This is a genomic window from Brevundimonas sp. NPDC055311, from assembly GCF_053645695.1.
The window spans coordinates 392,081-417,445 of the sequence record NZ_JBSHMV010000003.1; the positions used below are offsets into that span (position 1 = coordinate 392,081).

The 25,365-nt window shown below is 68.5% G+C and carries 28 protein-coding genes; 20 read left to right on the top strand and 8 right to left on the bottom strand.

The genetic code is table 11. The annotated features are described in order from the left end of the window. Nucleotides 1–41 precede the first annotated feature (41 nt). Genes ACWIDZ_RS13095 through ACWIDZ_RS13105 form a run of 3 tightly spaced genes read left to right on the top strand, consistent with a single transcriptional unit; the run spans nucleotide 42 to nucleotide 2,298 of the window. A complete protein-coding gene (locus ACWIDZ_RS13095) occupies nucleotides 42–611 on the top strand; it encodes a shikimate kinase (RefSeq protein ID WP_291782263.1) in 570 nt (189 codons plus the stop codon). After that, entirely contained in the window at nucleotides 608–1,714 is a 1,107-nt protein-coding gene (aroB, locus tag ACWIDZ_RS13100; RefSeq protein WP_453989417.1) for a 3-dehydroquinate synthase, read from the top strand. The genes ACWIDZ_RS13095 and aroB overlap by 4 nt, the downstream gene beginning before the upstream one ends. After that, a complete protein-coding gene (locus ACWIDZ_RS13105; protein ID WP_453989418.1) occupies nucleotides 1,711–2,298 on the top strand; it encodes a GNAT family N-acetyltransferase in 588 nt (195 codons plus the stop codon). Before aroB ends, ACWIDZ_RS13105 begins: the two co-directional genes overlap by 4 nt. Here the strand turns inward: ACWIDZ_RS13105 and ACWIDZ_RS13110 are convergent. Continuing rightward, nucleotides 2,295–2,705: an MliC family protein gene (locus ACWIDZ_RS13110; protein ID WP_291782254.1), complete on the bottom strand. Its 411-nt coding sequence runs from the start codon at nucleotides 2,703–2,705 to the stop codon at nucleotides 2,295–2,297. The two genes, ACWIDZ_RS13105 and ACWIDZ_RS13110, sit on opposite strands and share 4 nt — an antisense overlap. A gap of 32 nt (nucleotides 2,706–2,737) precedes the next feature. Further along, nucleotides 2,738–3,232, bottom strand: coding sequence for a tRNA adenosine(34) deaminase TadA (gene tadA / locus ACWIDZ_RS13115; protein ID WP_346487656.1), 495 nt, complete (start codon nucleotides 3,230–3,232; stop codon nucleotides 2,738–2,740). Between tadA and ACWIDZ_RS13120 the strand changes: the two genes are divergently transcribed. Together ACWIDZ_RS13120 and rsmD are read left to right on the top strand one after the other, a co-directional pair. Next, nucleotides 3,221–4,729: a pseudouridine synthase gene (locus ACWIDZ_RS13120; protein WP_453989419.1), complete on the top strand. Its 1,509-nt coding sequence runs from the start codon at nucleotides 3,221–3,223 to the stop codon at nucleotides 4,727–4,729. The two genes, tadA and ACWIDZ_RS13120, sit on opposite strands and share 12 nt — an antisense overlap. Before the next feature lie 3 nt (nucleotides 4,730–4,732). Beyond that, the gene (gene rsmD, locus ACWIDZ_RS13125) at nucleotides 4,733–5,308 is read left to right on the top strand and encodes a 16S rRNA (guanine(966)-N(2))-methyltransferase RsmD (RefSeq protein WP_453989420.1); all 576 of its coding nucleotides are present in this window, start codon (nucleotides 4,733–4,735) and stop codon (nucleotides 5,306–5,308) included. Here rsmD and ACWIDZ_RS13130 read toward each other — a convergent pair. After that, nucleotides 5,291–5,566: a YjhX family toxin gene (locus ACWIDZ_RS13130; RefSeq protein ID WP_291782242.1), complete on the bottom strand. Its 276-nt coding sequence runs from the start codon at nucleotides 5,564–5,566 to the stop codon at nucleotides 5,291–5,293. The genes rsmD and ACWIDZ_RS13130 overlap by 18 nt on opposite strands. A 189-nt stretch (nucleotides 5,567–5,755) precedes the next feature. Here ACWIDZ_RS13130 and ACWIDZ_RS13135 point away from each other — a divergent pair, with 189 nt between their 5' ends. Further along, nucleotides 5,756–6,772: a Kelch repeat-containing protein gene (locus ACWIDZ_RS13135; RefSeq protein WP_453989421.1), complete on the top strand. Its 1,017-nt coding sequence runs from the start codon at nucleotides 5,756–5,758 to the stop codon at nucleotides 6,770–6,772. Here the strand turns inward: ACWIDZ_RS13135 and ACWIDZ_RS13140 are convergent. After that, the gene (locus tag ACWIDZ_RS13140; protein WP_453989423.1) at nucleotides 6,762–7,232 is read right to left on the bottom strand and encodes a low molecular weight protein-tyrosine-phosphatase; all 471 of its coding nucleotides are present in this window, start codon (nucleotides 7,230–7,232) and stop codon (nucleotides 6,762–6,764) included. The genes ACWIDZ_RS13135 and ACWIDZ_RS13140 overlap by 11 nt on opposite strands. 36 nt (nucleotides 7,233–7,268) lie before the next feature. Beyond that, nucleotides 7,269–9,191 carry a DNA mismatch repair endonuclease MutL gene (gene mutL / locus ACWIDZ_RS13145; RefSeq protein WP_453989424.1) on the bottom strand — a complete coding sequence of 641 codons (1,923 nt, stop codon included), beginning with the start codon at nucleotides 9,189–9,191 and terminating at the stop codon, nucleotides 7,269–7,271. Between the two features lie 211 nt (nucleotides 9,192–9,402). On the opposite strand from mutL, the gene ACWIDZ_RS13150 reads away from it, so the two are divergent. From ACWIDZ_RS13150 to ACWIDZ_RS13195, 10 genes are all read left to right on the top strand, one after another. Then, the gene (locus ACWIDZ_RS13150; protein WP_346487661.1) at nucleotides 9,403–10,107 is read left to right on the top strand and encodes a YceI family protein; all 705 of its coding nucleotides are present in this window, start codon (nucleotides 9,403–9,405) and stop codon (nucleotides 10,105–10,107) included. A gap of 68 nt (nucleotides 10,108–10,175) precedes the next feature. Next, on the top strand, nucleotides 10,176–11,480 hold the full coding sequence (locus tag ACWIDZ_RS13155) for a YceI family protein (protein ID WP_453989426.1): 1,305 nt from the start codon (nucleotides 10,176–10,178) through the stop codon (nucleotides 11,478–11,480). 85 nt (nucleotides 11,481–11,565) lie between these two features. Next, nucleotides 11,566–12,849, top strand: a complete 1,284-nt coding sequence (gene serS / locus ACWIDZ_RS13160) for a serine--tRNA ligase (RefSeq protein ID WP_453989427.1) — start codon at nucleotides 11,566–11,568, stop codon at nucleotides 12,847–12,849. Between the two features lie 171 nt (nucleotides 12,850–13,020). After that, on the top strand, nucleotides 13,021–13,812 hold the full coding sequence (gene surE, locus ACWIDZ_RS13165) for a 5'/3'-nucleotidase SurE (RefSeq protein WP_291782223.1): 792 nt from the start codon (nucleotides 13,021–13,023) through the stop codon (nucleotides 13,810–13,812). Beyond that, a complete protein-coding gene (locus ACWIDZ_RS13170) occupies nucleotides 13,809–14,453 on the top strand; it encodes a protein-L-isoaspartate(D-aspartate) O-methyltransferase (RefSeq protein ID WP_128115360.1) in 645 nt (214 codons plus the stop codon). The genes surE and ACWIDZ_RS13170 overlap by 4 nt, the downstream gene beginning before the upstream one ends. A 127-nt stretch (nucleotides 14,454–14,580) precedes the next feature. After that, nucleotides 14,581–15,669, top strand: a complete 1,089-nt coding sequence (locus ACWIDZ_RS13175) for a peptidoglycan DD-metalloendopeptidase family protein (RefSeq protein ID WP_453989428.1) — start codon at nucleotides 14,581–14,583, stop codon at nucleotides 15,667–15,669. A gap of 158 nt (nucleotides 15,670–15,827) precedes the next feature. Continuing rightward, nucleotides 15,828–16,142, top strand: a complete 315-nt coding sequence (yajC, locus tag ACWIDZ_RS13180) for a preprotein translocase subunit YajC (RefSeq protein ID WP_003165259.1) — start codon at nucleotides 15,828–15,830, stop codon at nucleotides 16,140–16,142. A gap of 48 nt (nucleotides 16,143–16,190) precedes the next feature. Then, a complete protein-coding gene (secD, locus tag ACWIDZ_RS13185; RefSeq protein ID WP_343829279.1) occupies nucleotides 16,191–17,789 on the top strand; it encodes a protein translocase subunit SecD in 1,599 nt (532 codons plus the stop codon). After that, nucleotides 17,789–18,781 (top strand): protein translocase subunit SecF, encoded by a 993-nt coding sequence (gene secF / locus ACWIDZ_RS13190; RefSeq protein ID WP_291782212.1) that lies wholly within the window; start codon nucleotides 17,789–17,791, stop codon nucleotides 18,779–18,781. Before secD ends, secF begins: the two co-directional genes overlap by 1 nt. A 105-nt stretch (nucleotides 18,782–18,886) precedes the next feature. Beyond that, nucleotides 18,887–19,513 carry a squalene/phytoene synthase family protein gene (locus tag ACWIDZ_RS13195; RefSeq protein WP_452111300.1) on the top strand — a complete coding sequence of 209 codons (627 nt, stop codon included), beginning with the start codon at nucleotides 18,887–18,889 and terminating at the stop codon, nucleotides 19,511–19,513. Here ACWIDZ_RS13195 and ACWIDZ_RS13200 read toward each other — a convergent pair. Beyond that, nucleotides 19,510–20,385, bottom strand: a complete 876-nt coding sequence (locus ACWIDZ_RS13200) for an MBL fold metallo-hydrolase (RefSeq protein ID WP_453989430.1) — start codon at nucleotides 20,383–20,385, stop codon at nucleotides 19,510–19,512. The genes ACWIDZ_RS13195 and ACWIDZ_RS13200 overlap by 4 nt on opposite strands. Nucleotides 20,386–20,453: 68 nt before the next feature. On the opposite strand from ACWIDZ_RS13200, the gene ACWIDZ_RS13205 reads away from it, so the two are divergent. From ACWIDZ_RS13205 to ACWIDZ_RS13215, 3 genes are read left to right on the top strand one after another with little or no spacing between them, the layout of a single operon-like run. Continuing rightward, on the top strand, nucleotides 20,454–20,771 hold the full coding sequence (locus tag ACWIDZ_RS13205; RefSeq protein ID WP_312220165.1) for an ArsR/SmtB family transcription factor: 318 nt from the start codon (nucleotides 20,454–20,456) through the stop codon (nucleotides 20,769–20,771). 27 nt (nucleotides 20,772–20,798) lie between these two features. Further along, nucleotides 20,799–21,332, top strand: a complete 534-nt coding sequence (locus ACWIDZ_RS13210; protein ID WP_453989431.1) for a rhodanese family protein — start codon at nucleotides 20,799–20,801, stop codon at nucleotides 21,330–21,332. A 4-nt stretch (nucleotides 21,333–21,336) separates the two neighbouring features. Further along, the gene (locus ACWIDZ_RS13215; protein ID WP_346487668.1) at nucleotides 21,337–22,113 is read left to right on the top strand and encodes a sulfite exporter TauE/SafE family protein; all 777 of its coding nucleotides are present in this window, start codon (nucleotides 21,337–21,339) and stop codon (nucleotides 22,111–22,113) included. A 3-nt stretch (nucleotides 22,114–22,116) separates the two neighbouring features. On the opposite strand, the gene ACWIDZ_RS13220 is transcribed toward ACWIDZ_RS13215, so the two are convergent. Then, a complete protein-coding gene (locus ACWIDZ_RS13220) occupies nucleotides 22,117–22,608 on the bottom strand; it encodes a MarR family winged helix-turn-helix transcriptional regulator (protein WP_453989432.1) in 492 nt (163 codons plus the stop codon). Nucleotides 22,609–22,672: 64 nt separating this feature from the next. Here ACWIDZ_RS13220 and ACWIDZ_RS13225 point away from each other — a divergent pair, with 64 nt between their 5' ends. After that, nucleotides 22,673–23,878 (top strand): MFS transporter, encoded by a 1,206-nt coding sequence (locus ACWIDZ_RS13225; RefSeq protein WP_453989433.1) that lies wholly within the window; start codon nucleotides 22,673–22,675, stop codon nucleotides 23,876–23,878. On the opposite strand, the gene trmFO is transcribed toward ACWIDZ_RS13225, so the two are convergent. Further along, complete coding sequence (trmFO, locus tag ACWIDZ_RS13230; RefSeq protein ID WP_453989435.1) at nucleotides 23,875–25,281, bottom strand: methylenetetrahydrofolate--tRNA-(uracil(54)-C(5))-methyltransferase (FADH(2)-oxidizing) TrmFO; 1,407 nt, start codon at nucleotides 25,279–25,281, stop codon at nucleotides 23,875–23,877. The two genes, ACWIDZ_RS13225 and trmFO, sit on opposite strands and share 4 nt — an antisense overlap. Between the last annotated feature and the right edge of the window lie 84 nt (nucleotides 25,282–25,365).

Here is a 25,365-nt window from a genome sequence, read left to right on the forward strand (position 1 = left end):
TGTGGAGCAGGGCGGCGTCTGGTGTAGAGGGTATACGGACCATGCCTTCCGACGCCTCGCCTGATTCCTTCCCGCTGTCTTCGGTCCGCACCATAGCTCTGGTGGGGCTGATGGGCGTCGGGAAATCGACTGTGGGGCGCCGTCTGGCCGCGCGGCTGGGCTTGCCGTTCGCCGACGGCGACCAGGTGATCGAGGAAGCGGCGGGCATGACTGTCAGCGAAATTTTCGCCACGCGGGGCGAGGCGGAGTTCCGTGCGGGCGAGGCGCGGGTCATGAAACGCCTGCTGGAAGGGCCGCCGATCGTGCTGGCGACCGGGGGCGGGGCTGTGCTCAACGCCGACACCCGCGCCCTGATGAAGCAGCACGCCGTCAGCGTCTGGATGCGAGCCGATCTGAAAGTGATCGCCGAGCGGGTGGGGCGGCGCGATACGCGGCCGCTGCTGCGCAATCGCGATCCTTTGACGGCCCTGAACGACTTGGCCAAGGCGCGCTATCCCATCTACGGCGAGGCCGATCTGACCGTCGATGTGGGCGGCGGATCGCACGCTCAGGCTGTCGAGGCCATCCTGAAACAGTTGCGCCGGTTCGGACGGCAGGAGACCCAGTCATGACCACGACGATCCAGGTCGCGGGCGGCGCCTTCGCCCCCTATGAGGTGGTCGTCGGGCGCGGCCTGCTGAAGACAGCGGGGGCGGAGGTCGCGGCGCTGAAGCCGACGCGCGCCTTTATCGTCAGCGACGAGACGGTGGCGGCGATTCACGGCGAGACGGTGCGCGCCTCTCTGGCGGCGGCGGGCCTGGCGACGGGGATCGTCACCGTTCCTGCGGGAGAGGCGTCCAAGTCGTTCGAACAGCTTGAGGCCGTGCTGGACCGGCTGCTGGCCGAGGGGCTGGACCGCAAGAGCATGGTCGTCGCCCTGGGCGGCGGCGTGGTGGGCGACCTGGCGGGTCTGGCGGCGGCCCTGTTCATGCGCGGGGTCGACTTCGTGCAGATTCCGACCACTCTTCTGGCTCAAGTGGATTCCTCGGTCGGCGGCAAGACGGCGATCGACACCCCACGCGGCAAGAACCTGATCGGCGCCTTCCACCAACCGCGCCGGGTGCTGGCGGACATCGAGGCCCTGGCCACCCTGCCGGTGCGGCAGGTGCGTTCGGGCTGGGCCGAGGTGCTGAAACACGGGCTGATCTGCGACGCGGCCTTCTTCGACTGGCTGGGCGGCGAGGGTGCTTCGGGGGCTCAGGGCGATCCGGATGCGCTGGAACGGGCCGTGATCCGCTCGGTCGAGATCAAGGCCCAGATCGTCGGCGAGGATGAGAAGGAGGCGGGCCGTCGCGCCCTGCTGAACCTCGGCCACACCTTCGGCCATGCGCTGGAAGCAGAGCTGGCGTTCGACGAGACCCTGACCCACGGCGAGGCGGTGGCGCTGGGCTGCGCCATGGCCTTCCGCTATTCGGCGCGCCAGGGGCTGTGTCCGGCGGCCGAGGCCGAGCGGACCGAGGCGGGAATTCGCGCGGCGGGCCTGCCGACGCGATTGTCGGACGTGGAGCACGGTTTCGCCGCTGACGCCCTGATCACCCGCATGGCGGGGGACAAGAAGGCCGAGGGCGGGCGCCTGACCCTGATCCTGGCGCGGGCGGTGGGCGACGCCTTCACAGACAAGAACGTCGACACCGAGACGGTGCGCGCCTTCCTGATCGAAGAAGGCGCGGCGTGAAGCTGTCGCCGATCGTCCTGGAAGACGCCTTCGTGCGGCTGGAGCCGTTCAGCGAAGCGCTGAAGGAAGAGGTGAGGGCGGCGCTGGACTGTGACCCGGACGCCTGGAACGGCATGGTCGCCGCCGCCTATGGCGCGCATTTCGACGGCTGGTGGGACGCGGCTCTGAGGGTGATGACGGCGGGTTCGCGCATCGCCTATGCGGTCAGACGGCGCAGCGACGGGGCGGTCGTCGGCACGACCAGCCTCTATGAGATCAGGCCCGAGCATCGGCGCTGCGAGGTCGGTTCGACCTTCTATCGGCCTGAGGCGCGGGGCGGGTCGATCAATCCGGCGTGCAAGCGTCTGTTGCTGGACTACGCCTTCTCGAACGGGGCGATCCGGGTTGAGATCATCACCGACGCCCTGAACGCGGCCAGCCAGGCCGCCATCCGCAAGCTGGGCGCGACCTTTGAAGGCGTGCTGCGCAAGCATAAGATCACCTGGACGGGCCGGGCGCGGGATACGGCTCAGTTCGCCATACTGGACGAAGATTGGCTCGAGGTACGGCGACGACTGGACGAACGGCTGGGGAGCCTCGCCTAGTCCACCGCCCGGCACTCGGTCGGTTCGCGGTCGGCGGCGGTCCAGGTGGCCATGACGCCCTTGCCGCGCAGTTCATAGCCCGAGGCGCGATACCAGATGCCGTCGGCGGCGCGCTCCTGGTACAGGTCGACCGCCTCGCCGCTGGAGTTGCGCACAGTCGCCATCTGGCGCGGATTGTCGAAGTCGACCGACAGACGTTCGGAATTGTTGCACAGGTAGACGGCGTGGACGACGCGGTTCAGGGCTCGGTCCTGAAGTTCGGCGCCGGTGCGTCGGCGCGCGGTTTGGGCCTCGACAGCGCGCTCGCGCACCTCTTCGCCATCTGTAGGGGCCTTGCGCGGTTCAGGGCCGCAGCCGGACAATAGAACCAGGGCGGCGATGGCGGGCCAGAGGATACGAGTCGGCAAGGGAGGCCCCTCTCAAGGTCAAGCTTGAAGGCTCAACGCCCTGCGTCGCCCGTCGTTCCTGTGCGGGATTTCCTGCGTGAGCGGAAGAAGCCGCGCAGCATGTCGGCCGCCGGATCGGCCAGGACGCCGCCCTCGACCTGTGGTCGCCAGTGGCAGGTCGGCTGGTCGAAGAAACGCCCGCCGTTGATGACGGCGCCGCCCTTGGGATCATCAGCCCCCCAGACCACGCGGCCGATGCGAGCGTGGCTGATGGCGCCCGCGCACATGGCGCACGGCTCCAGCGTGACATAGAGGGTCAGGTCCGTAAGGCGATAATTCTGCAACTTCGCCGCTGCATCGCGCAGGGCGATGATCTCGGCATGTGCGGTCGGATCATGGGCCGTAATGGGGCCGTTTTGCCCACGCCCAAGGACTTCGCCGGTCGTTTCATCGACAATTACCGCGCCGACCGGCACCTCGCCGGCTTCAGCCGCCGCTTGCGCCAGATCGAGCGCCATGCTCATGAACCGCTCATCATGGATCGCCATCCCAAAGACAACGACAAGAAGCCCCGCTCCCGTCAAGACGACGGCGCGCGCGGTCCCCGCAATTTCGCCGACAAGGGCCCGCGAAAGCCCTTTGACAAGGACGGCAAGCCGGGCGGGAAGTCCCGCGACCGGGCCGAGGGTCGATCGGGCGGCAAGCCTGGGCCTGAAGCCAAGGCGCCGGAACGCACCGAACGAATCGCCAAGGCCATGGCCCGCGCGGGCATCGCCTCGCGTCGCGAGGTCGAGCGGCTGATCGGTCTGGGCAAGGTGGCGGTGAACGGCCGCATCCTGGACACGCCCGCCGTACTGGTGAAACGCGACGACAAGATCACCGTCGACGGCAAGCCGATCGGGGCCGCACAGGCGACGCGCGTCTGGCGCTATCACAAGCCTGCGGGCCTGATCACCAGCCACAACGACCCGGCGGGCCGCCCGACCGTGTTCGACGCCCTGCCCAGCGGCCTGCCGCGCGTGATCTCCGTCGGCCGTCTGGATCTGGCGACCGAGGGCCTGCTGCTGCTGACCAACGACGGCGAACTCAGCCGGGCGCTGGAACTGCCGGACACGGCCCTGGTGCGCCAGTATCGCGCCCGGGCGCGCGGCCGCATCACCCAGGCGCAGTTGGACAAGCTGAAGGACGGCGTCGTCGTCGACGGCGTGCGCTACGGCCCGGTGGAAGCCACCATCGACAAGGCCAAGGAAAAGGCCGAGGGCGAGAAGTCCTCGGCGAACCTGTGGCTCAGCGTCCAGATCACCGAGGGCAAGAACCGCGAGGTTCGCAAGGTGCTGGAGAGCGTCGGCCTGACGGTCAACCGCCTGATCCGCCTGGCCTATGGTCCGTTCCAGCTCGGCACTCTGCCGGTCGGCGCGGTTGAGGAAGTCGGCCCGCGCGTAATCCGCGAGATGCTGGCTGATCATATCCGCCCCGAGAACCTGCCGACCGGCAACACGGTCGAGACGCCCGCGCCGGTTCCCGGCCGCCGCACCGGCACGCCGATCGTGCGCGGCAAGTCCGGCTCGGCCATGTCAGACCCCTCGCGCAAGCCCAGCCGTGTCCGCGCCGCCGAGACGGCTGCGGAAGAAGGCGCCGAGTTCGGCAAGCCCGCCCGCAAGGAAGGCTGGGCCAAGGCCAAGCCGAAATTCGAGCATTCCAAGACCTTCAAACCGCGCACTCGTCCGGGCGAGGGTGAAGGAACGGAAGGCGGCGAGCGTCCGCGCCGCCCGTTCAAGCCGCGCGAACCGCGCGCGGACCAGTTCATCGACGACCGTCGCGGCCCGGCCAAGGGCGGCCGTCCGGGCGGGAAGCCTGGCAATAAGCCTTTCGGCCGCCCGAGCGGCGCCGGCGGGCGTTCCGATGCGCGTCCCAATGATCGCTTTGGCGAGCGCTCGGGCGACCGGCCCGGCGGTCCGCGCGGCGGCAAACCGTTTGGGGGCAAACCCTTCGGGGGCAAGCCTTCGGGCGGCGGCGGTCGCGGCGGCCCGCGTGGGCGCGGTTGATCCATGCGCATCGTAGCCGGCAGCCTGAAGGGACGCGCCATCGTCACGCCCGAAGGGCAGAACACGCGCCCGACCTCGGATCGGGCGCGTCAGGCGATCTTCAACGTGCTGGAGCACGCCCCCTGGGCTGATGGTCTGCATGAGGCGCGGGTGATCGACCTGTACGCCGGCTCTGGCGCGCTGGGGTTCGAAGCCCTGTCGCGCGGGGCGGCCTTCTGCCTGTTCGTGGACACGGACGACGGCGCGCGCGGCGCGATCCGCGAGAACATGGACGCCTATGGCCTGTTCGGCCGGTGCCGGGTGCATCGGCGCAGCGCGACCGATCTAGGGCCGCGTCCCGGCTCGGCGGGGGAAGCCTTCACACTGGCCTTTCTGGACCCGCCCTATGCCAAAGGTCTGGGCGAGCAGACGCTGGCGCGGTTGCTGGAGGGGGGCTGGCTGGCGCCGGGCGCCATTGTGGTGTTCGAGCGCGGCTCGGACGAGCCCGAGATCGACACGCCCGGCTATGAGCGGTTGGACGCGCGCGACTACGGCGCCGCGCGCGTCCTGTTCCTCAGGGCGTCAGAAGCCTCGGCCTGAGGTCCGGTTGTCGGCCCGGCTGCGCAGGCGGCCGAGGCCCTCACGGTTGACGACATAAGGGCCGCCGTTGCGGGACTTGATGACGCCCTTGCGCTTCAGGCTGCGCCATTGATCGAGGTTGCAGCCGTCCAGCACCCAGCCTTCGCGGGTGAAGCAGCGGGCGGCCAGGATGCGGCCCTGTTCGTCGCGTTCCAGCAGGATGCGACCGCCCTGGGCGAGGGCGTGGAGCGTGCGTTGCTCCGCACGTGACAGGTTCATGGGATTGAGATTTCCAAGGCATGAAAAGACACACGCCCGGCGCAAGGCGGCGCGGGGCGGGTTCAGGAGGCCTGGGACGATCAGCGTCCGGGCCTATGCCGTGGCTACAATCTCAAACATGGTTCGATCCCGTTGGGGGAAGAGGCGGGTTTCTAGCGCAGGACGAGGCGAACGGCTAGGTTTGTCGGCATGACCCTGCACCGCCGCACCTTCCTCGCCGTCGGCGCCGCCGTCGCCGCAGCGCCCGTCGTATCCCGCGCCGAGACAGGCTGGACGCCCCGCGCCTCCATGCCCTGGCCGACGCAGGAGATATATTGCGCCGCCCAGGACGGTTCGATCACGGTCGCGGGCGGCCTGGTGCGGTCGGCGGCGGGCGGGCTGCACATCAATGACCGGACGGCGATCTATGACGTGAAGGCGGATCGCTGGAGCGAAGGGCCGCGACTGCCGCAGCCGCGCCATCACCCGATGCTGGCGTCGGCGGCCGGGCGAATCTGGGCCTTCGGCGGCTACGACCGGCGCGACGGCGGCGAATGGACGGCCATGACGGACATCTGGGCCATCGACCGGGGCGTCTGGGCCCAGGTCGGCCAGATGCCGCAGCGTCTGTGCGAAACGGTCGGCCTGTCCGTGGGCGATCGGGTGCATTTGGTCACCGGCCGCTCGCCCAAGGGCGAGGCGAACGGTCAGTGGAACGATCAGGCCGATGTGGCGACCCATCTGGTCTTCGACGCCGCCGCCAATCGCTGGGAAACGGCGCGTCCGGCACCGATGGCTCGCAACAGTGCGGCCGGGGCGGTGCTCGACGGCAAGCTGTTCGTGGCGGGCGGCCGCACGGTGGACGGCGGCGGAACAGGGCGGCTGGACCGCTATGATCCCGCCCGCGACCGCTGGGACACGCTGGCGCCGATTCCGGCCTCGCCCGCCACGGGGCGGCAGGTCGGAGGCGGCCTGGCCATGGCCGAGGCGGGCGGCAGCCTGATCGCTTTCGGCGGCGAATGGTTCGAGGGGCGCGGGGGCGGGGTCTTCGCCGAGACCTGGCTCTATGATCCGATGCGCGACGCCTGGACGGCCGGCCCGGCCATGCGAACGCCGCGCCATGGCCTGGCGGCGGCCAGCGTGGACGGCGTGATCTACGCCATCGGCGGCGGAGAGGCGGCGTCGGGCGGCAAGGCCAGCGGCCTGGTCGAGACGCTCAGCCTCTAAGACGCTGGAGCTCGGCGGCCAGGGCGCGGGCGCCGGCCGTGACGTCGGCCCAGGTGACATCGAAGCCGTCGTCCTCGCCGAAATAGGGGTCGGCCACGGCCTGACCGGCGCGGCCCTCGACGTGGTCCAGCAGCAGGCTCAGTTCCGCCGTGGCGTCGGGCGGGGCGAGGCGGCGCAGGTTCGCCAGGTTCTCGTGATCCATCGCCACCAGATGGGTGAAGCGGCGGAAGTCGGCGGGCTTCACCTGACGACCGCGCAGGGCCGAGATATCGACGCCGTTCTTCAGGGCGACCGCTTGGGCGCGCGGGTCGGGCGGAGCGCCGATGTGCCAGCCGCCGGTGCCTGCGGAATCCGCGATGGCGTCCAGTTTCAGGCGGTGCGCCTCTTCGCGGAAGGCCGCCTCGGCCAGCGGCGAGCGACAGATGTTGCCGAGACAGACGAAGAGGACGGAAGGAGACATGCCCTCAAGTAGCGAAGCGGTCGGGCGACGAAAAGATCAGCGCCGCCCGAACAGCTTCTCGAGGTCGTGCAGTTTCAGCTCCACATAGGTCGGGCGGCCGTGGTTGCATTGACCGGAGTGGGGCGTGGCCTCCATCTGGCGCAGCAGGGCGTTCATCTCGGGCGCCGACAGGACGCGGCCGGAACGGACCGAGCCGTGGCAGGCCATGGTGCCGCAGACCTCGGCCATCCGTTCCTTCAGCGACAGGGCGGCGCCGTGTTCGGACAGGTCGTCGGCGATGTCGCGGATCAGGCCCTGAACGTCGGTGTCGCCCAGCAGGGCAGGCGTTTCGCGCACCAGAACCGCGCCCGCGCCGAACGCTTCGACGATCAGACCCATTTCGGCCAGTTCCTCGGCCTTGCCGGCGACGCGCTCGGCCTCGGCGGGGTCCAGTTCGACAACTTCGGGCGTCAGCAAGGCCTGGCGAGTGACGGCGCCGTCGGCCATCTGGGCCTTCATCCGCTCATAGACCAGCCGTTCGTGAGCGGCGTGCTGATCGACGATGACGAGGCCGTCGCGGGTCTGGGCCACGATGTAGTTGGCGTGAAGCTGCGCCCGCGCGGCGCCCAGCGGATAGTCGATCAGGTCGACCGGGGCCGGGGCGCCCGGCGTGATCTGTCCGGCGTGGTCGGCCTGAATCTCGCCCAGCGTGCGGTAGCTGGGAGCGCTGGCTTCACCGCTCCACGTATGTTCGACGCGGGCTGAGCGTTCGTTCAGACCGGGCAGGTTCTGGGCGGCGGCGGCCGGTTGCGACCAGCCCTGCCAGCCGCTCCAGCCCGGCGCGGCGTTGTTGAACGTCTGCGGCGCGGCGGGGTTGTAGAGCGCCTCGCCCGTATGCGGTCTGAAACCCGACAGGGCGTCAGCAGCGACCGTGGTCGAGGCGCGGTGCCCCGCGGCGTGCAGGGCGTGGCGCAGGGCGCCGACGATCAGGCCGCGCACCAGCGCCGGATCGCGGAAGCGCACCTCGGCCTTGGCCGGGTGGACGTTCACATCGACATAAAGCGGGTCGATGTCGATGAAGAGGGCCGCCGCCGGATGCCGGTCGCGCGCCAGGAAGTCGGCGTAGGCCCCCCGCAGGGCGCCCTGCAGCAGGCGATCGCGCACTGGGCGGCCGTTGACGAACAGGAACTGGTGCGCCGCATTGCCGCGCGAATAGGTCGGCAGGCCCGCATAGCCGGACAGACGCACGCCGTCGCGCTCCTGATCGATCAGGAGGGCGTTGGCCTCGAAATCGCGGCCCAGCAGGGCGCCGAGGCGTTTCAGCCGCCCTTCGTCGCCGGGATGTTCGGCAGGCAGGCGCAGGGTCGTCTTGCCGTCCAGCGTCAGGGTGAAGGCGACGGCCTCGTGCGCCATGGCCTGACGCTTTATCTCTTCGGAGATGGCCATGGCCTCGGCCCGCTCGGACTTCATGAACTTCAGCCGAGCAGGGGTGGCGTAGAACAGGTCGCGCACCTCGACCCGCGCGCCGTGCGGGCCGGGGAAGGCCGCGGGCGACAGGGGCCGCTGGGCGCCGCCCTCGACCGAAACGGCCCAGGCGTCGTTCTGCGACTCGCCCGCCTCGGCCCTGGCGCGGGTGGTGATGTTCAGCCGGGCGACCGAGCCGATGGAGGGCAGGGCCTCGCCCCGGAAGCCGAGGGTGAAGATGCGCAGCAGGTCCACGTCGCCTGCATCGTCCGGCTCCAGCTTCGAGGTGGCGTGGCGCTCGATGGCGACGGGCAGTTCGTCGCGCGGGATGCCCTTGCCGTCGTCGGCGATGAGGATGCGGGTCAGGCCGCCGCCGTCCGCCTGGATCTCGATGCTGCGGGCGTCGGCGTCGATGGCGTTCTCGACCAGTTCCTTGATGGCGCTGGCCGGGCGTTCGACCACTTCGCCGGCGGCGATGCGGTTGACGGTCTCGGGGGGGAGGCGGCGGATGGTCATGTGAGTCGCGAGGATAGGCGCCGTCGCCGCCCGGCGCACCTCAATCCTTTTTTCGTGAGGCTCGAGGCGAATTTCGTGATCGAGGGCTTGAAGCGCGCGAATGGCAACATATACTGTTGCAGTCCGACGGCGAGGCCGGACGGACAATCGACCTGTTTCCGGACTGTCTGTCCAGTTTTCGTTTCACCCGTCTGACCGAGGTTTCCTTCCCATGAAGATCAAAGCCGCCCTGATCGCTGTTTCGGCCGCCGCCCTGCTGGCCGCCTGCAGCCAGCCCGCCGACACCGCCGGCGCTCCGACGACCGACGCCGCCTCGACCGCTCCGGTCGCGCTGAAGGCGACCTCGGGCGTCTATGTGATGGACCCGACCCACGCCTCGCTGCAATGGTCGCTGCCACATAACTCGATCTCGAACTACACGGCGCGCTTCAACAAGTTCGACGCCAAGATCACGCTCGATACGGCCAACCTGGCTAACAGCACGGTCGAGGCGACGATCGACCCGGCCTCGGTCGACACCAATTATCCGGGCGACTACCTCGGCACTCACGCCGCCACAGGGTTCAAGAGCTTCAGCGAGGACATCGCCAAGAACAAGGCCTTCCTGAACGCCACGGCCTTCCCGCAGATCACCTTCAAGTCGACCAAGGTGGAGCTGACCGGCGCGCGCACCGCCAAGGTGACGGGCGACCTGACCTTCCTGGGCGTCACCAAGCCGGTGACCCTGGATGCGACCTTCAACGGCGATTTGGAACAACACCCCTTCGTGCCGGCGCCGGCCATCGGCTTCGCGGCTGAAGGCAAGATCAAGCGGACCGATTTCGGCATGCCGCTGGGCCCGGTCGGCGATGAGGTGACGATCCGCTTCGACGCCGAGTTCATCAAGGAAGTCGCCCCGGCCGCTCCGGCCGCCTGATCGGCGAAAGCACGACGAAGGGGCGGCGCCGTCGGTCCCGCCTTCTTCAGACTGACGCGAGAGCTCTCATGACCCGCCGCCCCAGCCACTACAGCGCCATCGCCATCGCCCTGCACTGGCTGATCGCGGTCGCCATCCTGTCGATGATCCCGATGGGCTGGTGGATGAGCGACGCCATCGTCGAGCCGGACAGCCAGGCGCTGGCCTATCGCGTCTTCCAGATTCACAAGTCGATCGGCTTCCTGATCCTGGCGCTGACGGCGCTGCGGATCGTGTGGCGGCTGACGCACCCGGTTCCGGCTTTGCCGGGGGCCATGAAGGGGTGGGAGCAGTTCGCCGCGCGAGCGACGCACGCCGCCTTCTACGCCCTGATGCTGGCTCTGCCGCTGACGGGGTGGATCTATGTCTCGACCGGCTGGGCCGTGGTCACGGACACGCCGCTGGCCGTGGCGACCAGCTGGTTCGGCCTGTTCACCATTCCACACCTGCCCTTGATCGAGCACGCCTCCGAAGCCGCCCGCCGCACGACGGCCTGGATGGCCATGGGCGCGCACAGCAAGTTGGCCTGGGGCGCGATCGTCCTGGTCGCCCTGCACGTCGGGGCGGCGCTGAAGCACCAGTTCTTCGACCGCGACGGCGTGCTGTCGCACATGATCCCCGTCCTGCCGCATGGCGATGACGCGCATGGCGTCGCGCCTGAACCGACCCCGGCCCTGCGCTGGGCTGAGCGGCTGGCGGGCGTGGCCTTCGTGGTCGTGATCGGCGCCGCCTTCGGACTGGCGGCCAAGCCCGCGCCCAAGACGGAAGGGCAGGCGGTCGCCTCGGCCCCTGCCGCCGCGTCTGCGGCTGACGCGGCGGTGACGCCGGGCACGGCCGCCGCCTGGACCGTGGACAAGGCCGCCTCGACGATCCAGTTCACGGGAACCCACACCGGCAAGGCTTTCACCGGCCGGTTCGAACAGTGGGACGCGCAAGTCTGGTTCGACCCGGCCGATCTGGCGGGATCGAAAGCCGTGGTGACGGTCCAGACCGGCACGGCCAGGACCGGCGACGCCACGCAGGAAGGCAGCCTGCCGGGCGCCGAATGGTTCGACACGTCGACCTATCCGACCGCCCGCTTCGAGGCGACGGCGTTCAAGGCGCTGGGCGGCAACCGCTATGAGGCTACGGGAACCCTGCGCATCAAGACGACGACGGTCCCGGTCGTCCTGCCCTTCACCTTCGACGAGGCGAACGGGACGGCCACGGTCGCGGGCAAGCTGGAACTGGATCGCACGGCGCTGAACATGGGCATGGCGTCGGACGCGGGCGGCGACTGGGTGTCCAAGGCCATCGGCGTCGAGATCAAGGTCAAGGCGGCGCGTCAGGGTTAAGAAATCGGGCGCGGGGTTTGCCCGACTCCGCGCGGGGCGCTACAGCCTTCGGCTCTCCTTCCCTGAGCGCCGAAAGAGCGACGCCATGCACGATATCCGAGCCATTCGCGACAATCCCGAAGCCTTCGTCGCAGGTTGGTCGTCGCGCGGCGTGGATGACGCCGCCGATGTCGTCGCGCGCATTCTGGCGCTGGATGTCGATCTGCGCGCCGCCCAGACGCGCGGTCAGGACGCCCTGGCCAAGCGCAACGCCGCCTCCAAGGCCATCGGCGCCGCCATGGGCAAGAAGGACATGGCCGAGGCCGACCGCCTGAAGGCCGAGGTCGAGGCCCTGAAGGCCGAGATCGCCGAGGCGGGCGACGCCGAAACCGCCAAGGGCGCCGAACTGCGCGACGTGCTGGCCGGGCTGAAGAACCTGGCCGCCGCCGATGTGCCGAACGGCGAGGACGAGAATGACAACGTCGAGATCCTGAAATGGGGCGAGCCCCGCACGACCGGCCCGGCCAAGGATCACGCCGATCTGGGCGAGGCTCTGGGCCTGCTGGACTTTGAAGCCGCCGCCAAGATGTCCGGCTCGCGCTTCGCCGTGCTGAAAGGCCAGCTGGCGCGTCTGGAACGCGCCATCGGCCAATTCATGCTCGACATGCAGACGGATAAGCACGGGTATCAAGAAGTCGCGCCGCCCTACATGGTCAAAGACGACGCCATGTTCGGGACAGGCCAGTTGCCGAAGTTCGAGGAAGACCTGTTCCGCTCGGGCGAGCATCTGTTGATCCCGACCGCCGAAGTTTCCCTGACCAACCTCGTGCGCGAGCAGATCCTGTCTGAGGACGAGGTCGCCCAGCCCATGCGCATGACCGCGCTGACGCCCTGTTTCCGGGCCGAGGCTGGGTCGGCGGGGCGCGATACGCGTGGCCTGATCCGCCAGCACCAGTTCTCCAAGGTCGAGATGGTCTCCATCTGCCGCCCGGAGGATTCCGAGGCCGAGCATGAGCGCATGACCGGCTGCGCCGAGGCTGTGCTGCAGGCGCTGGAGTTGCCCTATCGCAAGGTGCTGCTGTGCAAGGGCGACATGGGCTTCTCGGCGCAGAAGACCTATGACCTCGAGGTCTGGCTGCCTTCGCAGAACACCTATCGCGAGATCAGTTCCTGCTCGAACTGCGGCGACTTCCAGGCTCGGCGCATGGACGCCCGGTTCAAGCGCGCGGGCGAGAAGAAGACCGAGTTCCTGCACACCCTGAACGGCTCGGGTCTGGCGGTCGGCCGCACCCTGGTCGCGGTGATGGAAAACTATCAGCAGGAGGACGGGACCATCGCGGTTCCGGCCGCTCTGCAGCCCTATATGGGCGGATTGAAACAGGTGGGCTGATCCTTCTCCCCTTGTGGGAGAAGGTGGGCCGCGCAGCGGCTCGGATGAGGGGTTGCTCAGACAGAAGATGCGAGTGGCGAGTGCAGACGACATGATTACCGACCGGGGCGCGACCCCTCATCCGTCTGGCTTCGCCAGCCACCTTCTCCCACAAGGGGAGAAGGAAGCCTGATGCGTATCCTTCTGACCAACGACGACGGCATCGAGGCCGAGGGCCTGGCGTGCCTGGAGAAGATCGCCCGCGCCCTGTCGGACGACGTCTGGGTCGTCGCGCCTCAGACCGAGCAGTCGGCCAAGGGGCGGGGCATCACCCTGACTGAGCCGCTGCGCGTCAATCAACTGGGCGACAAGCGGTTCGCCGTGACCGGCACCCCGACAGACTGCGTCATCCTGGCCGTCAATGACATCATGCCCGAGAAACCCGATCTGGTGCTGTCGGGCGTCAATCGCGGCCATAACGTGGGCGAGGACGTCAGCTATTCCGGCACGGTGGCGGGCGCTCTTCAGGGCATGGCTTTCGGCATCCGCTCCATCGCCCTGTCGCAGTCGCTGGAGCGTTTCCACGACGAGGCGGTCGCCCATTGGGAAACGGCCGAGGCCTTCGGTCCCGGCATCGTCGCCCGCCTGCTGGAGCAGAAGTGGGGGGAGGGCGTGGTCATGAACGTCAACTTCCCGCGCCTGCCGCCCGAACTGGTCAAGACGGTCGAGGTGACGCGTCAGGGCTTCCGCGACATCGGCGAGATGCACGCCATCCGCCGCACCGACCTGCGCGGCCGCGACTACTACTGGATGGCCTTCCGCGGCGCGCCGCAGGAGCACGCCGACGGCACCGACCTGCGGGCGATGGACGAGGGCCGCATCTCGGTCACGCCGCTGCACATCGACCTGACGCACATGCAGTCGGTCAATGACCTGAAGAAGGTGCTGGGCGGGGCGCCGCCCAAGGGGCCGCAGGAAAAATGAGTCTCAAGGACGACCGCGCGGGCCGATTGATCCTGTCGCTGCGGCGTCAGGGGGTGACGGACGCGCGGGTTCTGAAGGCGATGGAGTCCATCGACCGCGCCGTCTTCGTCCATGAGAAATTCCTCGATCAGGCGTGGGAGGATCAGGCCCTGCCGATCGACTGCGCCCAGACGATCAGCCAGCCCTTCATCGTCGGCCTGATGACCCAGGCGCTGGACGTCCAGCCGCGCCACCGCGTGCTCGAGATCGGCACCGGCAGCGGCTATCAGTGCGCGGTGCTGAGCCGCATGGCGCGCTTCGTCTATTCGGTCGAGCGTTACAAGAGCCTCTTAACCGAGGCCGAGAACCGGTTGAAAATCCTGGGAATCGATAACGTCTTCACCCGCCACGGCGACGGCGGGCAGGGCTGGCCGGAACAGGCGCCGTTCGACCGCATCATGGTCACGGCCGCTTCACCGCATGAGCCGACGGAACTGCTGAAACAGCTCAAGCCGGGCGGCGTCCTGGTCGCGCCGGTCGGCCGCACTTCGGTGCAGATGCTGAACCGTTACACCGGCCAGCCGGACGGCAGCTTCCAGCGCGAAAGCCTGTGCGAGGTCCGCTTCGTTCCCCTGGTCGAAGGGACGGCGAAAGAGGGGTGAAGGGCAAAATCTCACCGCTCCATTAACCTTTCCGCCCCACTTTTGCGCGGGTTGCCGGGTTGGCTTCGGCGGCGGACCGGGGCAAACCGGCTTCGAGATGCTGAACAAGGTTAATACGGAGAGACGCATGAGCGGCTTCATAGGCTGGATCAGGGCGGCGACGGTCGTCGGCGGAGCGCTGGCGGTCACGGCGTGTTCGACCTATCCGAGCGAGCCGCGCTATTCGACCCGGCCGATGGGGGCGGGCGGCTATCCGCAGCCGGGGCAGGGCCAACAGCAGGGGCAGCAGCCCGGCGCCTATCCGAACAATCCCTACTATCAAGGCCAGGCGACGCAGCCGCAGCAGCCTGCACAGCCGCCGGTGCAGGAAGGGCCTCGCGCCCCGGCCGGCGACATCCAGGGCGGCGGCCTGCCGCCGGCGGGCGGCCCAGCCTATCCCTCGACCGGCGCGCCGATCACGGTGACGCCGCCGCCTGCCGCCGGCAATCCGGCCATGCCTGGCGCGACCTATGTGATTCAGCCGGGCGACACCATTTCGGGCGTGGGACGACGTTTCCGCACCCCGGTCCAGATTCTGATCGACCTGAACGGACTGGGGCCGCGAGGCGCCATCAGCTCCGGTCAGCGCATCATCCTGCCGGATAGCGCGGTGGACGGCGGCGCCGATCCCTACGCCACGGGGCCGTCGCCGGTGGGCGTGCGGACGCCGAACAACGGGGTGGCCCCGCCGCCTCCGCCGCCGCCCAGCGGCAACACGCCCTTGCCGCCGCCGACTCGGGCGCCGGCTGCAGATACGTCTGCCGCGCCGCTGGCCGAGATTGGGCGTCCGCTGGCTCTCCAATGGCCTGTGCGAGGCGACATCCTGCGTCGTTTCGGCCCCGTGGGCATGGGCGAGCGCAACAACGGCGTCAACATCGGCGCTTCGGCCGGAACCGAGGTGAAGGCTTCGGCCGACGGCACGGTGGCCTATGTCGGGGACGACATCGTTGGGCAGGGGCTGACGGTCCTGGTGGTTCACCGCGACGGATGGCGCACGGTCTACGGTCATCTGGGCTCGGCCACCGTGCGCGACGGAGCCCAGGTGCGGGCGGGTCAGGTCATCGGTACGGTGGGTCTGACCGCCGGAGACGGCCGCCCGTCGATCCATTATGAAGTGCGTCAGATGCGCGGCGACGATCCGGTCGCTCTGGACCCGCTGACGGTCCTGCCGCGCTGATCCGGTGAAGCGGCGTGTCCGGGCGGCGACGCCCGGACGCTCTTGTCCCGGACTTGTCATCGCGTCGCGTTGCAAATCGGCCCGGCGCGCCCTAGGTTCCGCGCCTTGTTTTTCGAAGGGCCCCCGATGAAGGCGCGGCCCGCCTCGGGGAGTTTTTCATGACTGCAACCCAAGACGGCGGCCTGATGGCCCTTGTCATCCAGATCGCGCCGATCGTCGCGATCTTCATCCTGTTCTACTTCCTGATGATCCGTCCGCAGCAGAAGCGGATGAAGGCGCACCAGGCCCTGATCGCCGGCGTCAAGCGCGGCGACGAGGTCGTCCTGTCCAACGGCATGGTCGGCAAGGTCACCCGCGTCGAGGACGCCGAGGCCATGGTCGAGATCTCGCAGGGCGTGAACGTCCGCGTGGTCAAGGCGATGATCGCCGAGGTGCGTAACCGCACCGCCATCGCCGCCAACGACAAGGGCTGATAGCCTCGCCTCGGCGCGGCGCGCGCCGGCCCTGAAGAGAACCGAGACATGATTCAGCTTTCACGCTGGAAAATCACCCTGGTCGCGCTGTCGCTCGTCCTCGGGTTGTTCCTGGCCTACCCGAGCGTGCTGTCGCCGGCGCAGCGCGAGGCTCTGCCGAGCTGGCTGCCGAGCAACGGCCTGAACCTGGGCCTGGACCTGCAGGGGGGCTCCTACCTCCTGCTTGAGGTCGACGTGCCGGAAATGCGCGAGAAGCGCATTTCGAACCTGATGGAAGACGTCCGGGTTTCCCTGCGGGAAGACCAGGTCAACATCACGGGCATGCAGCGCGAGGCAGGCGGCGTCGTCGTGACGGTCGCCGAAGGCGCGGCCTATGACACGGCCTTCAACACCCTGCGCACCATGGCCCAGCAGGGCGTCGGCCCGACCGGCCAGCCGGACCGGGTGGCGACCAAGCTGGGCGGCGGCCGTATCCGTTACGCCTTCACCGACGCGGCTCTGGCCAGCATGGGCGCAACCGCCGTCGATCAGTCGATCGAGGTGGTCCGTCGCCGTCTGGACAGTTCGGGCACCAAGGAAATCGCCATCACCCGTCAGGGCGCCGACCGGATCGTCATCCAGGCGCCGGGGCAGAGCGATCCGGCCGAGCTGGAGCGTCTGGTGGGTCGTACGGCTCAGCTGACCTTCCAGATGGTCGATACGTCGCCGACCGGCCTGAACGATGCCCTGGCCGGTCGTGTGCCGCCGGACGCCGAGCTGCTGGTCGATGACGCCGGCACGCCCTACCTCGTCAAGCGTCGCATTCTGGTCTCGGGCGAGAACCTGACCCGCGCCAGCGTCGGCGCCGACCAGAACAACCGTCCGGCCATCGACTTCCAGTTCGACAGTCAGGGCTCGCGTCGCTTCGGCGAGGCGACGGCCCAGAACATCGGCAAGCCCTTCGCCATCATCCTGGACGGCAAGGTCATTTCGGCGCCGACCATTCAGTCGCCGATTACCGGCGGCCGTGGTCAGATCACCGGCAGCTTCACCATCGCCTCGGCGTCCGAACTGGTGAACCTGCTGAACGGCGGCGCCCTGCCGGCGCCGCTGAAGGTCGAGGAACGCCGCGTCGTCACCGCCGAACTGGGCGCCGACGCCGTGGCCGCAGGCGCCCTGTCGACCGCCCTGGGATTCGTGGTCATCGTGGTCTTCATGATCCTGGCCTACGGCTTCCTGTTCGGGGGCATTTCGGTGATCGGCCTGGTGCTGAACGGCATCCTGATCGTCGCGGCCATGTCGCTGACCCAGGCTACGCTGACCCTGCCGGGCATCGCCGGTCTGATCCTGACCTTCGCCGTGGCCGTCGACGCCAACGTGCTGATCTATGAGCGGATGCGCGACGAGGCGCGTCAGGGGCGTTCCGTGGTGGCGTCGATGGACGCGGGCTTCAACCGCGCCATGGGCACCATCATCGACGCCAACCTGACCACCCTGGTGGCGGCCATCATCATGTTCATGTTCGGCGCCGGCCCCGTGCGCGGCTTCGCCTGGACCCTGACCATCGGCGTCTTCACCTCCGTCTTCTCTTCGGTGCTGACGGCCCAAGTCCTGCTCGGCTACTGGCTCAAGATCGCCAAGCCGAAGAAACTGCCGATCGCGGAGTGATGTCGATGAACGGTTGGCCCATTATCAAACTGCTGCCGCACAAGACGAATTTCCACTTCGTCAAATACGCCAAGGGTTTCGCCGTTCTGTCGGCGATCCTGACGGTGGCGGCGATCATCGGCTGCTTCTATCCCGGCCTGAACCTGGGCATCGACTTCCGGGGCGGCGCCTCGATGGAAGTCGCCAAGCCCGCCGGTCAGGTGCTGGAGCTGGACAAGCTGCGCGGCGCGGTCAGCGGGCTGGATCTGGGCGACGTCCAGGTTCAGGGCATCGCCCGACGCGACACCAACCTGGATGACGGCTCGACCGCCATCGTGCGCTTCCAGGTGCCGGAGAATGAGGATCAGACCGCTGTCGTCCAGAAGGTCGAAGGCGCCATCAGCCAGGCTGTGGGCGAAGTCGGCTATTCCGGCGTCAGCGTCGTGGGCTCCAAGGTCTCGGGCGAACTGCTGACCAACGGCGTCCTGGCCCTGGTCGTGGCTGTGGTGCTGATGTTCCTCTACATCGCCTTCCGCTTCCCCTGGCAGTTCGGCATCGGCGCCGTGGCGGGCCTGCTGCATGACGTGGCGCTGACCTTCGGTCTCATCGTCGCCCTGCGCATGGAGTTCAGCCTCAATCTTGTCGCGGCCCTGCTGACGGTCATCGGCTATTCGATGAACGACACCGTCGTCGTGTTCGACCGCCTGCGTGAGAACCTTCGCAAGTACAAGGTCATGCCTCTGCGCGAGGTGATCGACCTGTCGATCAACGAGACCCTGTCGCGGACCATCATCACCGGCCTGACCACCGTGATCGTGCTGATCGTCCTGGCCGTCTTCGGCGGCGAGGCCCTGCGCGGTTTCTCGATCACCCTGGCCTTCGGCGTCGTGATCGGCACCTTCTCGTCCATCTATGTGGGCGCGCCGATCATTCTTCTGTGGGGCGTGGACCGTAGCGGCGGCGGCAAGGCCGACGCTACGCCGGTCAAGCTGGGCATGGCCAGCCGTCCGTAAGGACGACGTCCGTCTCCAAATCGCGGCCCGCCCTCCGAAAGGAAGGCGGGCCGTTTGCTTTCCGGACTTGATGCCATCGCTTCAATGGTCGAAGGGCCTGTCGCCATGACTGTTGATCTTGATGCTCAGGTTCGCGCCGCCGATCTCGACCGCTGGCTGGCCAGCCGTTTCGTGGCGGACGAAGCGGCGCGGGCGGATCTGATCGCCCTTTACGCCTTCGAGGCGGAGCTGGTGGCCATTCCCACGCGGGTCACGCAGCCCCTGCTGGCCGAGATGCGATACACTTGGTGGGCCGAACAGATGGATGGGGTGTTCAGCGACGCGCCGCGCGTCGGCCACCCGATTCTGGAGGCGCTGACCGCCGCCGTGACGCGGCATGGTCTGTCGCGCGAGCCTTTCGACGCCCTGATCCAGGCGCATATCGGCCGGGTGCATGGCGAGGCGCACGACCTGGACGCCTTCTATGTCGGGCCGATGCAGGTCGCGGCGCGCATCCTGGCGGGGGAAGGGCATGATGCGGCGGTCGCCGGGGCGGGCCGTGTGCGCGGCCTGGCTCAGACGGGGCGGACCGATGAAGCGACGGCGGTCCGTCGGACGGCGAACGCCGCCCTCAAGCGCTTGCCGACGGCCGCTTTTCCGGCCGTGGCGCCTGCGGCGCTGACCCGGGCCGACGAGGCGGAGCCGTTCAAACGGCTGCGGCTGTTCTGGTCCGTTCTGCGCGGGCGTCTTTAGAGCGCGTTCAACGGCAGCTTGATGAACCGCTTGCCCGAGGCTTCGGCTGGAGGCAGGGCGCCGGCGCGGATGTTCACCTGAAGCGCGGGAAGGATAAGCTGCGGCGCCTTCAGCGTGGCGTCGCGCGCCTCGCGCAGGGCCACGAAAGCGGCTTCGGAGCGGCCGCCTCCGATATGAATGTTGTCCGCCTTCTGGGCGGCGACAGTCGTTTCCCAGCGGAACTCCGTGCGGCCTTCGGGCAGATAGTCGTGTCCGACGAAGACGCGCGTGTCCTCCGGCAGCGCCAGGACCCGCTGAATCGAGCGGTAAAGGACGCCGGCGTCGCCGCCGGGGAAATCGCAGCGCGCCGTGCCGAAGTCAGGCATGAAGAGGGTGTCGCCGACGAAGACTGCATCGCCGATCCGATAGCTGACGCAGGCTGGGGTATGGCCGGGGGTGTGCAGCACCTCGACCGGGATAGCGCCCAGCATGAAGCGCGCGCCGTCGGCGTAGACCTCGTCGAACACCACGGCGTCGGGCGTCACGTCGGCGGCGTCGAACAGATCGCCAAACGTCTTCTGGACGCGAGTGATCTTCTCGCCGATGCCGATAGGGACGCCGGTGCGGGTGCGGATTTCGTCTGCGCCGGTCAAGTGGTCAGCGTGGGCGTGCGTCTCGAGCACACGCTCAAGCTTCAGGTCATGCGCGGCCAGGGCCTCCAGCACTCGGTCGATGGAGCCGGTCGATGTCCGCGCGGCAGCCGGGTCATAGTCCAGCACCGGATCGATGATGACCGCCGCCCCGGTCGCGGGGTCCGAGACCAGATAGGTCACGGTGTGGGTGACGGGATCGAAGAAGCCGAGGACATCAGGCTGGAGCGGATGATGGGTCATGATGGGTCTCCGTTTCGTCTCTAAATATTAGGTATTGCTAATTTAGCAAGATCGAATATATGGACTGCATGATCGATCTCGAAGCCATGGGACTGGAACGCTTTCAAGCCAGCGCGGGCGACGCCGCCCGGCTGCTGAAGGCGCTGTCCAATGAAAACCGTCTGATGATCCTGTGCCAGATCGGCGAGGGCGAGCGTCAGGTGTCCGACCTTCAGGTGGGCCTGTCGCAGTCGGCGCTGTCCCAGCATCTGGCGCGCCTGCGCGAGGACGGTCTGGTCAGCGCGCGCAGGAGCGGCACGGCCGTCTTCTATCGCATCGCCGATCCGGCCGCCCTGAAGGTGATCGGGATCCTGGCGGAGATCTTCTGTCCGCCTGAGGCGCTCTGAGCGCCGCTTCCCTGGAAGGAATTTTCAATGAACCCGCTGATCTCTCTTTCGCCCGCCGATGTCGCCGCCCGCCTCAAGACGGGCCAGGCCGTGCTGATCGACGTGCGCGAGCCGGACGAGCATGCGCGCGAGCATATTGCGGGCGCCGTGACCGCCCCCCTGTCCGTGTTCGAAGGCGCCGAGCTGAGCCTCAAGCCCGGAAAGGATGCGATCTTCATGTGCCGGAGCGGCAATCGCACGGCCGGAAACTGCGACCGGTTGGCCGCGCGCATCGACGGTCCGGCGCACGTTCTCGAAGGCGGGCTGGACGCCTGGAAGAAGGCGGGGCTGCCTGTACGCGCCGACAGCAAGCAGCCGCTGGAGCTGATGCGTCAGGTGCAGATGGCGGCAGGGGGACTGATCCTGCTGGGCGGGGCGCTGGGCGTCATGGTCCATCCTGGATTCTGGGGGATCAGCGCCTTTGTCGGCGCCGGTCTGTTCGTGGCGGGGGCGACCGGCTTCTGCGGCATGGCGCGTTTGCTGGCGGTCATGCCCTGGAACCGAAACATGAAGAGGGCCTGAGACCATGGGCCTGACTCCGTTGCTTCTGGCGGGAATGAGCGGGGGCGTGGTCGCCTTGCTGCTGACCGTTTTCGGCGGCGGCGGATCGGTTCTGGCCGTGCCGCTTCTGCTCTATGTCGTCGGGGTGCGTGATCCCCATGTGGCGATCGGGGTTTCTGCTGCGGGAGTGTCGCTGAACGCCCTGACGGCGCTGGCGGGCCAGGCGAGGGCCGGTCGGGTTCGCTGGCCCTGCGCGACGGTGTTCGCCGTCACGGGCGCGGCTGCGGCCTGGGTCGGCTCATCCGTGGCCAAGGCTATCGACGGCCGCCATCTGCTGCTGGCCTTCGCCGTGGCCATGGCGATGGTGGGCTTGGCGATGCTGTCTTCCAGGAAGGGCGACGGCGATCCCGGCGTGCGCCTGAATCGCGACATGGCGCCGCGTGTCGCGGCGTCGGGCGCGGGCGTCGGCGTGGCGGCCGGATTCTTCGGGATCGGCGGCGGCTTTCTCATCGTGCCGGGGTTGATGTGGGCCACGGGGATGACCCTGGCGGCGGCGCAGGCGACCTCGTTGTTGAGCGTGGCGGCGTTCGGAGCCAGCACGGCCGTCAACTACAGCCTGTCGGGGCTGGTTGACTGGACCCTGGTCGGGGCCATGACGGTCGGCGGCGCGGCGGGCACAGTGGCGGGTCTGCCGCTGGCGAGCCGATTGGGAGCCAACGCCGCCTTGGGTCGGCGCCTGTTCGCCGGGCTGATCCTGGTCGTTGCGGCCTATGTGGCCGTGAAGGCGATCATGGGGAGCTGACGCTCAACGCTCCAGCCCGGCGATCAGCCGGGCGAGCAGAGCCCCCAGCGCAGCCTGCTCCTCGCGCGACAGGCCGGCCAGCATGGCCTGGCTCTCAGCCATGTGCAGCGGCATCAGGCCGTCGATCAGGTCGAACCCCTTGGGCGTCAGCCTGACCAGTGAGGCGCGGCGGTCGCTGGGGTGGGGCGTGCGCTCGATCAGGCCGGATTTCTGCAGCCGATCCAGCCGGGCCGTCATGCCGCCGGACGACATCATCGTCGCCTCATAGAGGGCCGTGGGCGTCAGGCCGTCGGGCGAGGGCGCGCGGCGCAGGGTGGCCAGAACGTCGAACTCCCCATGTTGCAGGCCGTAGCGAGCATAGAGCGGCGCCTGCCGCTCGCGCGTCACCACGATGGAGGCTTCATGCAGACGGCCCAGCGTCTCCATGGCCAGCAGGTCGAGGTCGGGACGCGCGACAGCCCACTGGGCGGCGGCGCGGGCAGCGCGATCGGTCATTGTCTTGACATCAAGATACTTGATGGCGAGACATTATCGCCTTTCGTCGCCGGAGTCACCTCGGATGGATCAGTCGAACGCCTCGCAACCGTCGCGCGGCGCCAGCCTGTTGTTGGTCGCCGCCATCTTCGCCCTGGCGCTGAACCTGCGCCCGGCGATGGCGGCGGTCGGGCCGCTGCTGGATCTGATCGAAGCGGCGACCGGCATGGATTCGACCACGGCCAGCCTGCTGACCACCTTGCCGGTGGCGATGATCGGCGTCGGCGCCCTGTCGATCCGGCCGCTGCGGCGACGGCTGGGCGAGCGCAAGGGCATCCTGCTGGGCGCTGTTCTGATCGGCCTGTCCTGTCTGGCGCGAGCGATCTTCGACGGGACGGCCGGTCTGATCGCCAGCGCCGTGGTGGCGGGTATCGGCGTCGCCCTGATCCAGGCCCTGGCGCCGGTCGTGATCAAGCGGGCGTTCCCCACACGCTTCGGCACGGTGATGGGCGTCTATACGACCGGAATCATGGGCGGGGCGGCCGTGGCGGCGGCGACGGCCGCCGGGTGGGCCGAGGCGGTCGGCTGGGCCGGGGCGCTGGCCCTATGGGCGGTTCCCGCCTTCCTGGCGGCGGTCGTCTGGATGATCGCCGCGCGTGATCCTGCGGCCGAGGAGCCGAACCGCGTCGCCGTGGCCGAAGGAACCCACCCCGAGCTTCCGTTCTGGAAGCAGCCGAGGGCGTGGGCGCTGGTCCCGATTCTGGGGCTGGGCACCTCGGCCTATACGCTCGTGCTGGCCTGGCTGCCGCCGTACTACGTCGACATGGGGCAGGCGCGGACGACGGCGGGCTTCCTGCTCAGCGGCATGACGGGCGCCGAGGTGTTGGCGGGCGTGCTGGTGTCCCTGTTCATCGCCCGCTTTCCCGACCGGCGCGGGCCGATGCTGGCGGCCGTGGCCCTGGCGCTGATCGGTCTGGCGGGACTGGTGCTGGCGCCGGTCAGTCTGGCGATTCCGGTCATGCTTCTGCTGGGGCTGGGGATCGGCGCGGTGTTTCCGCTGACCCTGATCCTGGCCATGGACCAGATCGACGATCCGGTGCGCTCAGGCGACCTGCTCGCCTTCGTTCAGGGCGGCGGCTACATCATCGCCAGCCTGTCGCCGCTGGCGGCCGGGCTGCTGCGCGACCGCCTGTCGGACCTGAGTCAGGCCTGGATGCTGATGGGGCTGGGCCTCGTCGCCATGGCGGCGATGACCCTGGCCTTCAAACCCGGCGGCGCGAAGCTGCGCTAGGCTGCGGCGTCGCGCCAGGCCTTGAGGGCATCCATGGCGCGGAGGCTCTGCAGGCGCTTCTTGGCGCGGCCGCGCTCCTTGGGATGGATGCGCTTGCCGTCTTCATCGACCTTGGGCGCTTCCAGCGGGGGCAGCAGTCCGTAGTTGATGTTCATCGGCTGGAACTTTGAACCTTCCAGGTGGCCGCCGGTGATGTGCTCGACCAGGGCGCCCATGGCGGTTTCCGGCGGGGGCGGAGACAGGTCGCGTCCCAATGCCTGCGCCGCAGCCAGACGGCCGGTCAGCAGGCCCATGGCCGCGCTTTCGACATAACCCTCGACCCCGGTCACCTGACCGGCGAAGCGCAGGCGCGGAATGGCCTTCAGCCGCATCTGCTTGTCCAGCAGCCTGGGGCTGTTCAGGAAGGTGTTGCGGTGCAGGCCGCCCAGACGCGCGAACTGGGCGTTCTCCAGACCGGGGATCATGCGGAAGACGTCGGTCTGGGCGCCGTATTTCAGCTTGGTCTGGAAGCCGACCATGTTGAACAGGGTGCCCAGCGCATTGTCCTGACGCAGTTGGACGATGGCGTAGGGCTTGACCGTCGGATTGTGCTGATTGGTCAGGCCGACCGGCTTCATCGGGCCGTGGCGCAGGGTCTCGCGGCCGCGCTCGGCCATGACCTCGATCGGCAGGCAGCCGTCGAAATAGGGGACGTTCTCCCACTCCTTGAAGTCGGCCTTGGGACCGTCCAGCAGGGCGTCGATGAAGGCTTCGTACTGGGCCTTGTCCATCGGGCAGTTGACGTAGGCCGCCTTGTCGCCACCGGGACCTTCCTTGTCATAGCGCGACTGGCGCCAGGCCACGTCGAAGTCGATGCTGTCGGCGTGCAGGATCGGCGCGATGGCGTCGAAGAAGCTGAGGCTTTCCTCGCCCGTCGCCTTCAGGATGGCGTCGGCCAGGGCGGGCGAGGTCAATGGGCCGGTGGCGACGATGACGTTGTCCCAGTCTTCCGGCGGAATGCCCGCGATCTCTTCGCGCACGATGGTCACCAGGGGGTGGGCTTCCAGTTTGGCCGTCACGGCGTCCGAGAAGCCGATGCGGTCGACCGCAAGGGCGCCGCCCGCCGGCACCTGATTGGCGTCGCCGGACGCCATGATCAGGCTGTCCAGCGCGCGCATCTCGGCGTGCAGCAGGCCGACGGCGTTGAACTCCCAGTCGTCCGACCGGAAGGAGTTGGAACAGACCAGTTCGGCCAGGCCCGTGGTGTGGTGGGCGTCGGTGCGGACCTGCTCCGGCTCGTCCCGACGCATTTCGTGCAGGATGACGGGCACGCCCGCCTGGGCGATCTGCCAGGTCGCTTCGGATCCGGCGAGGCCGCCGCCGATGACGTGGACGGGGCGGGGAGTGGGGGACGCATTCGACATGGCGGCCTAATAGCCGCGTGGCGCGCGCCTGTCATGCGGGGCGTGCGGTCAAGGCTGTCGGAGGACGACGTTCGTCCTTATAAG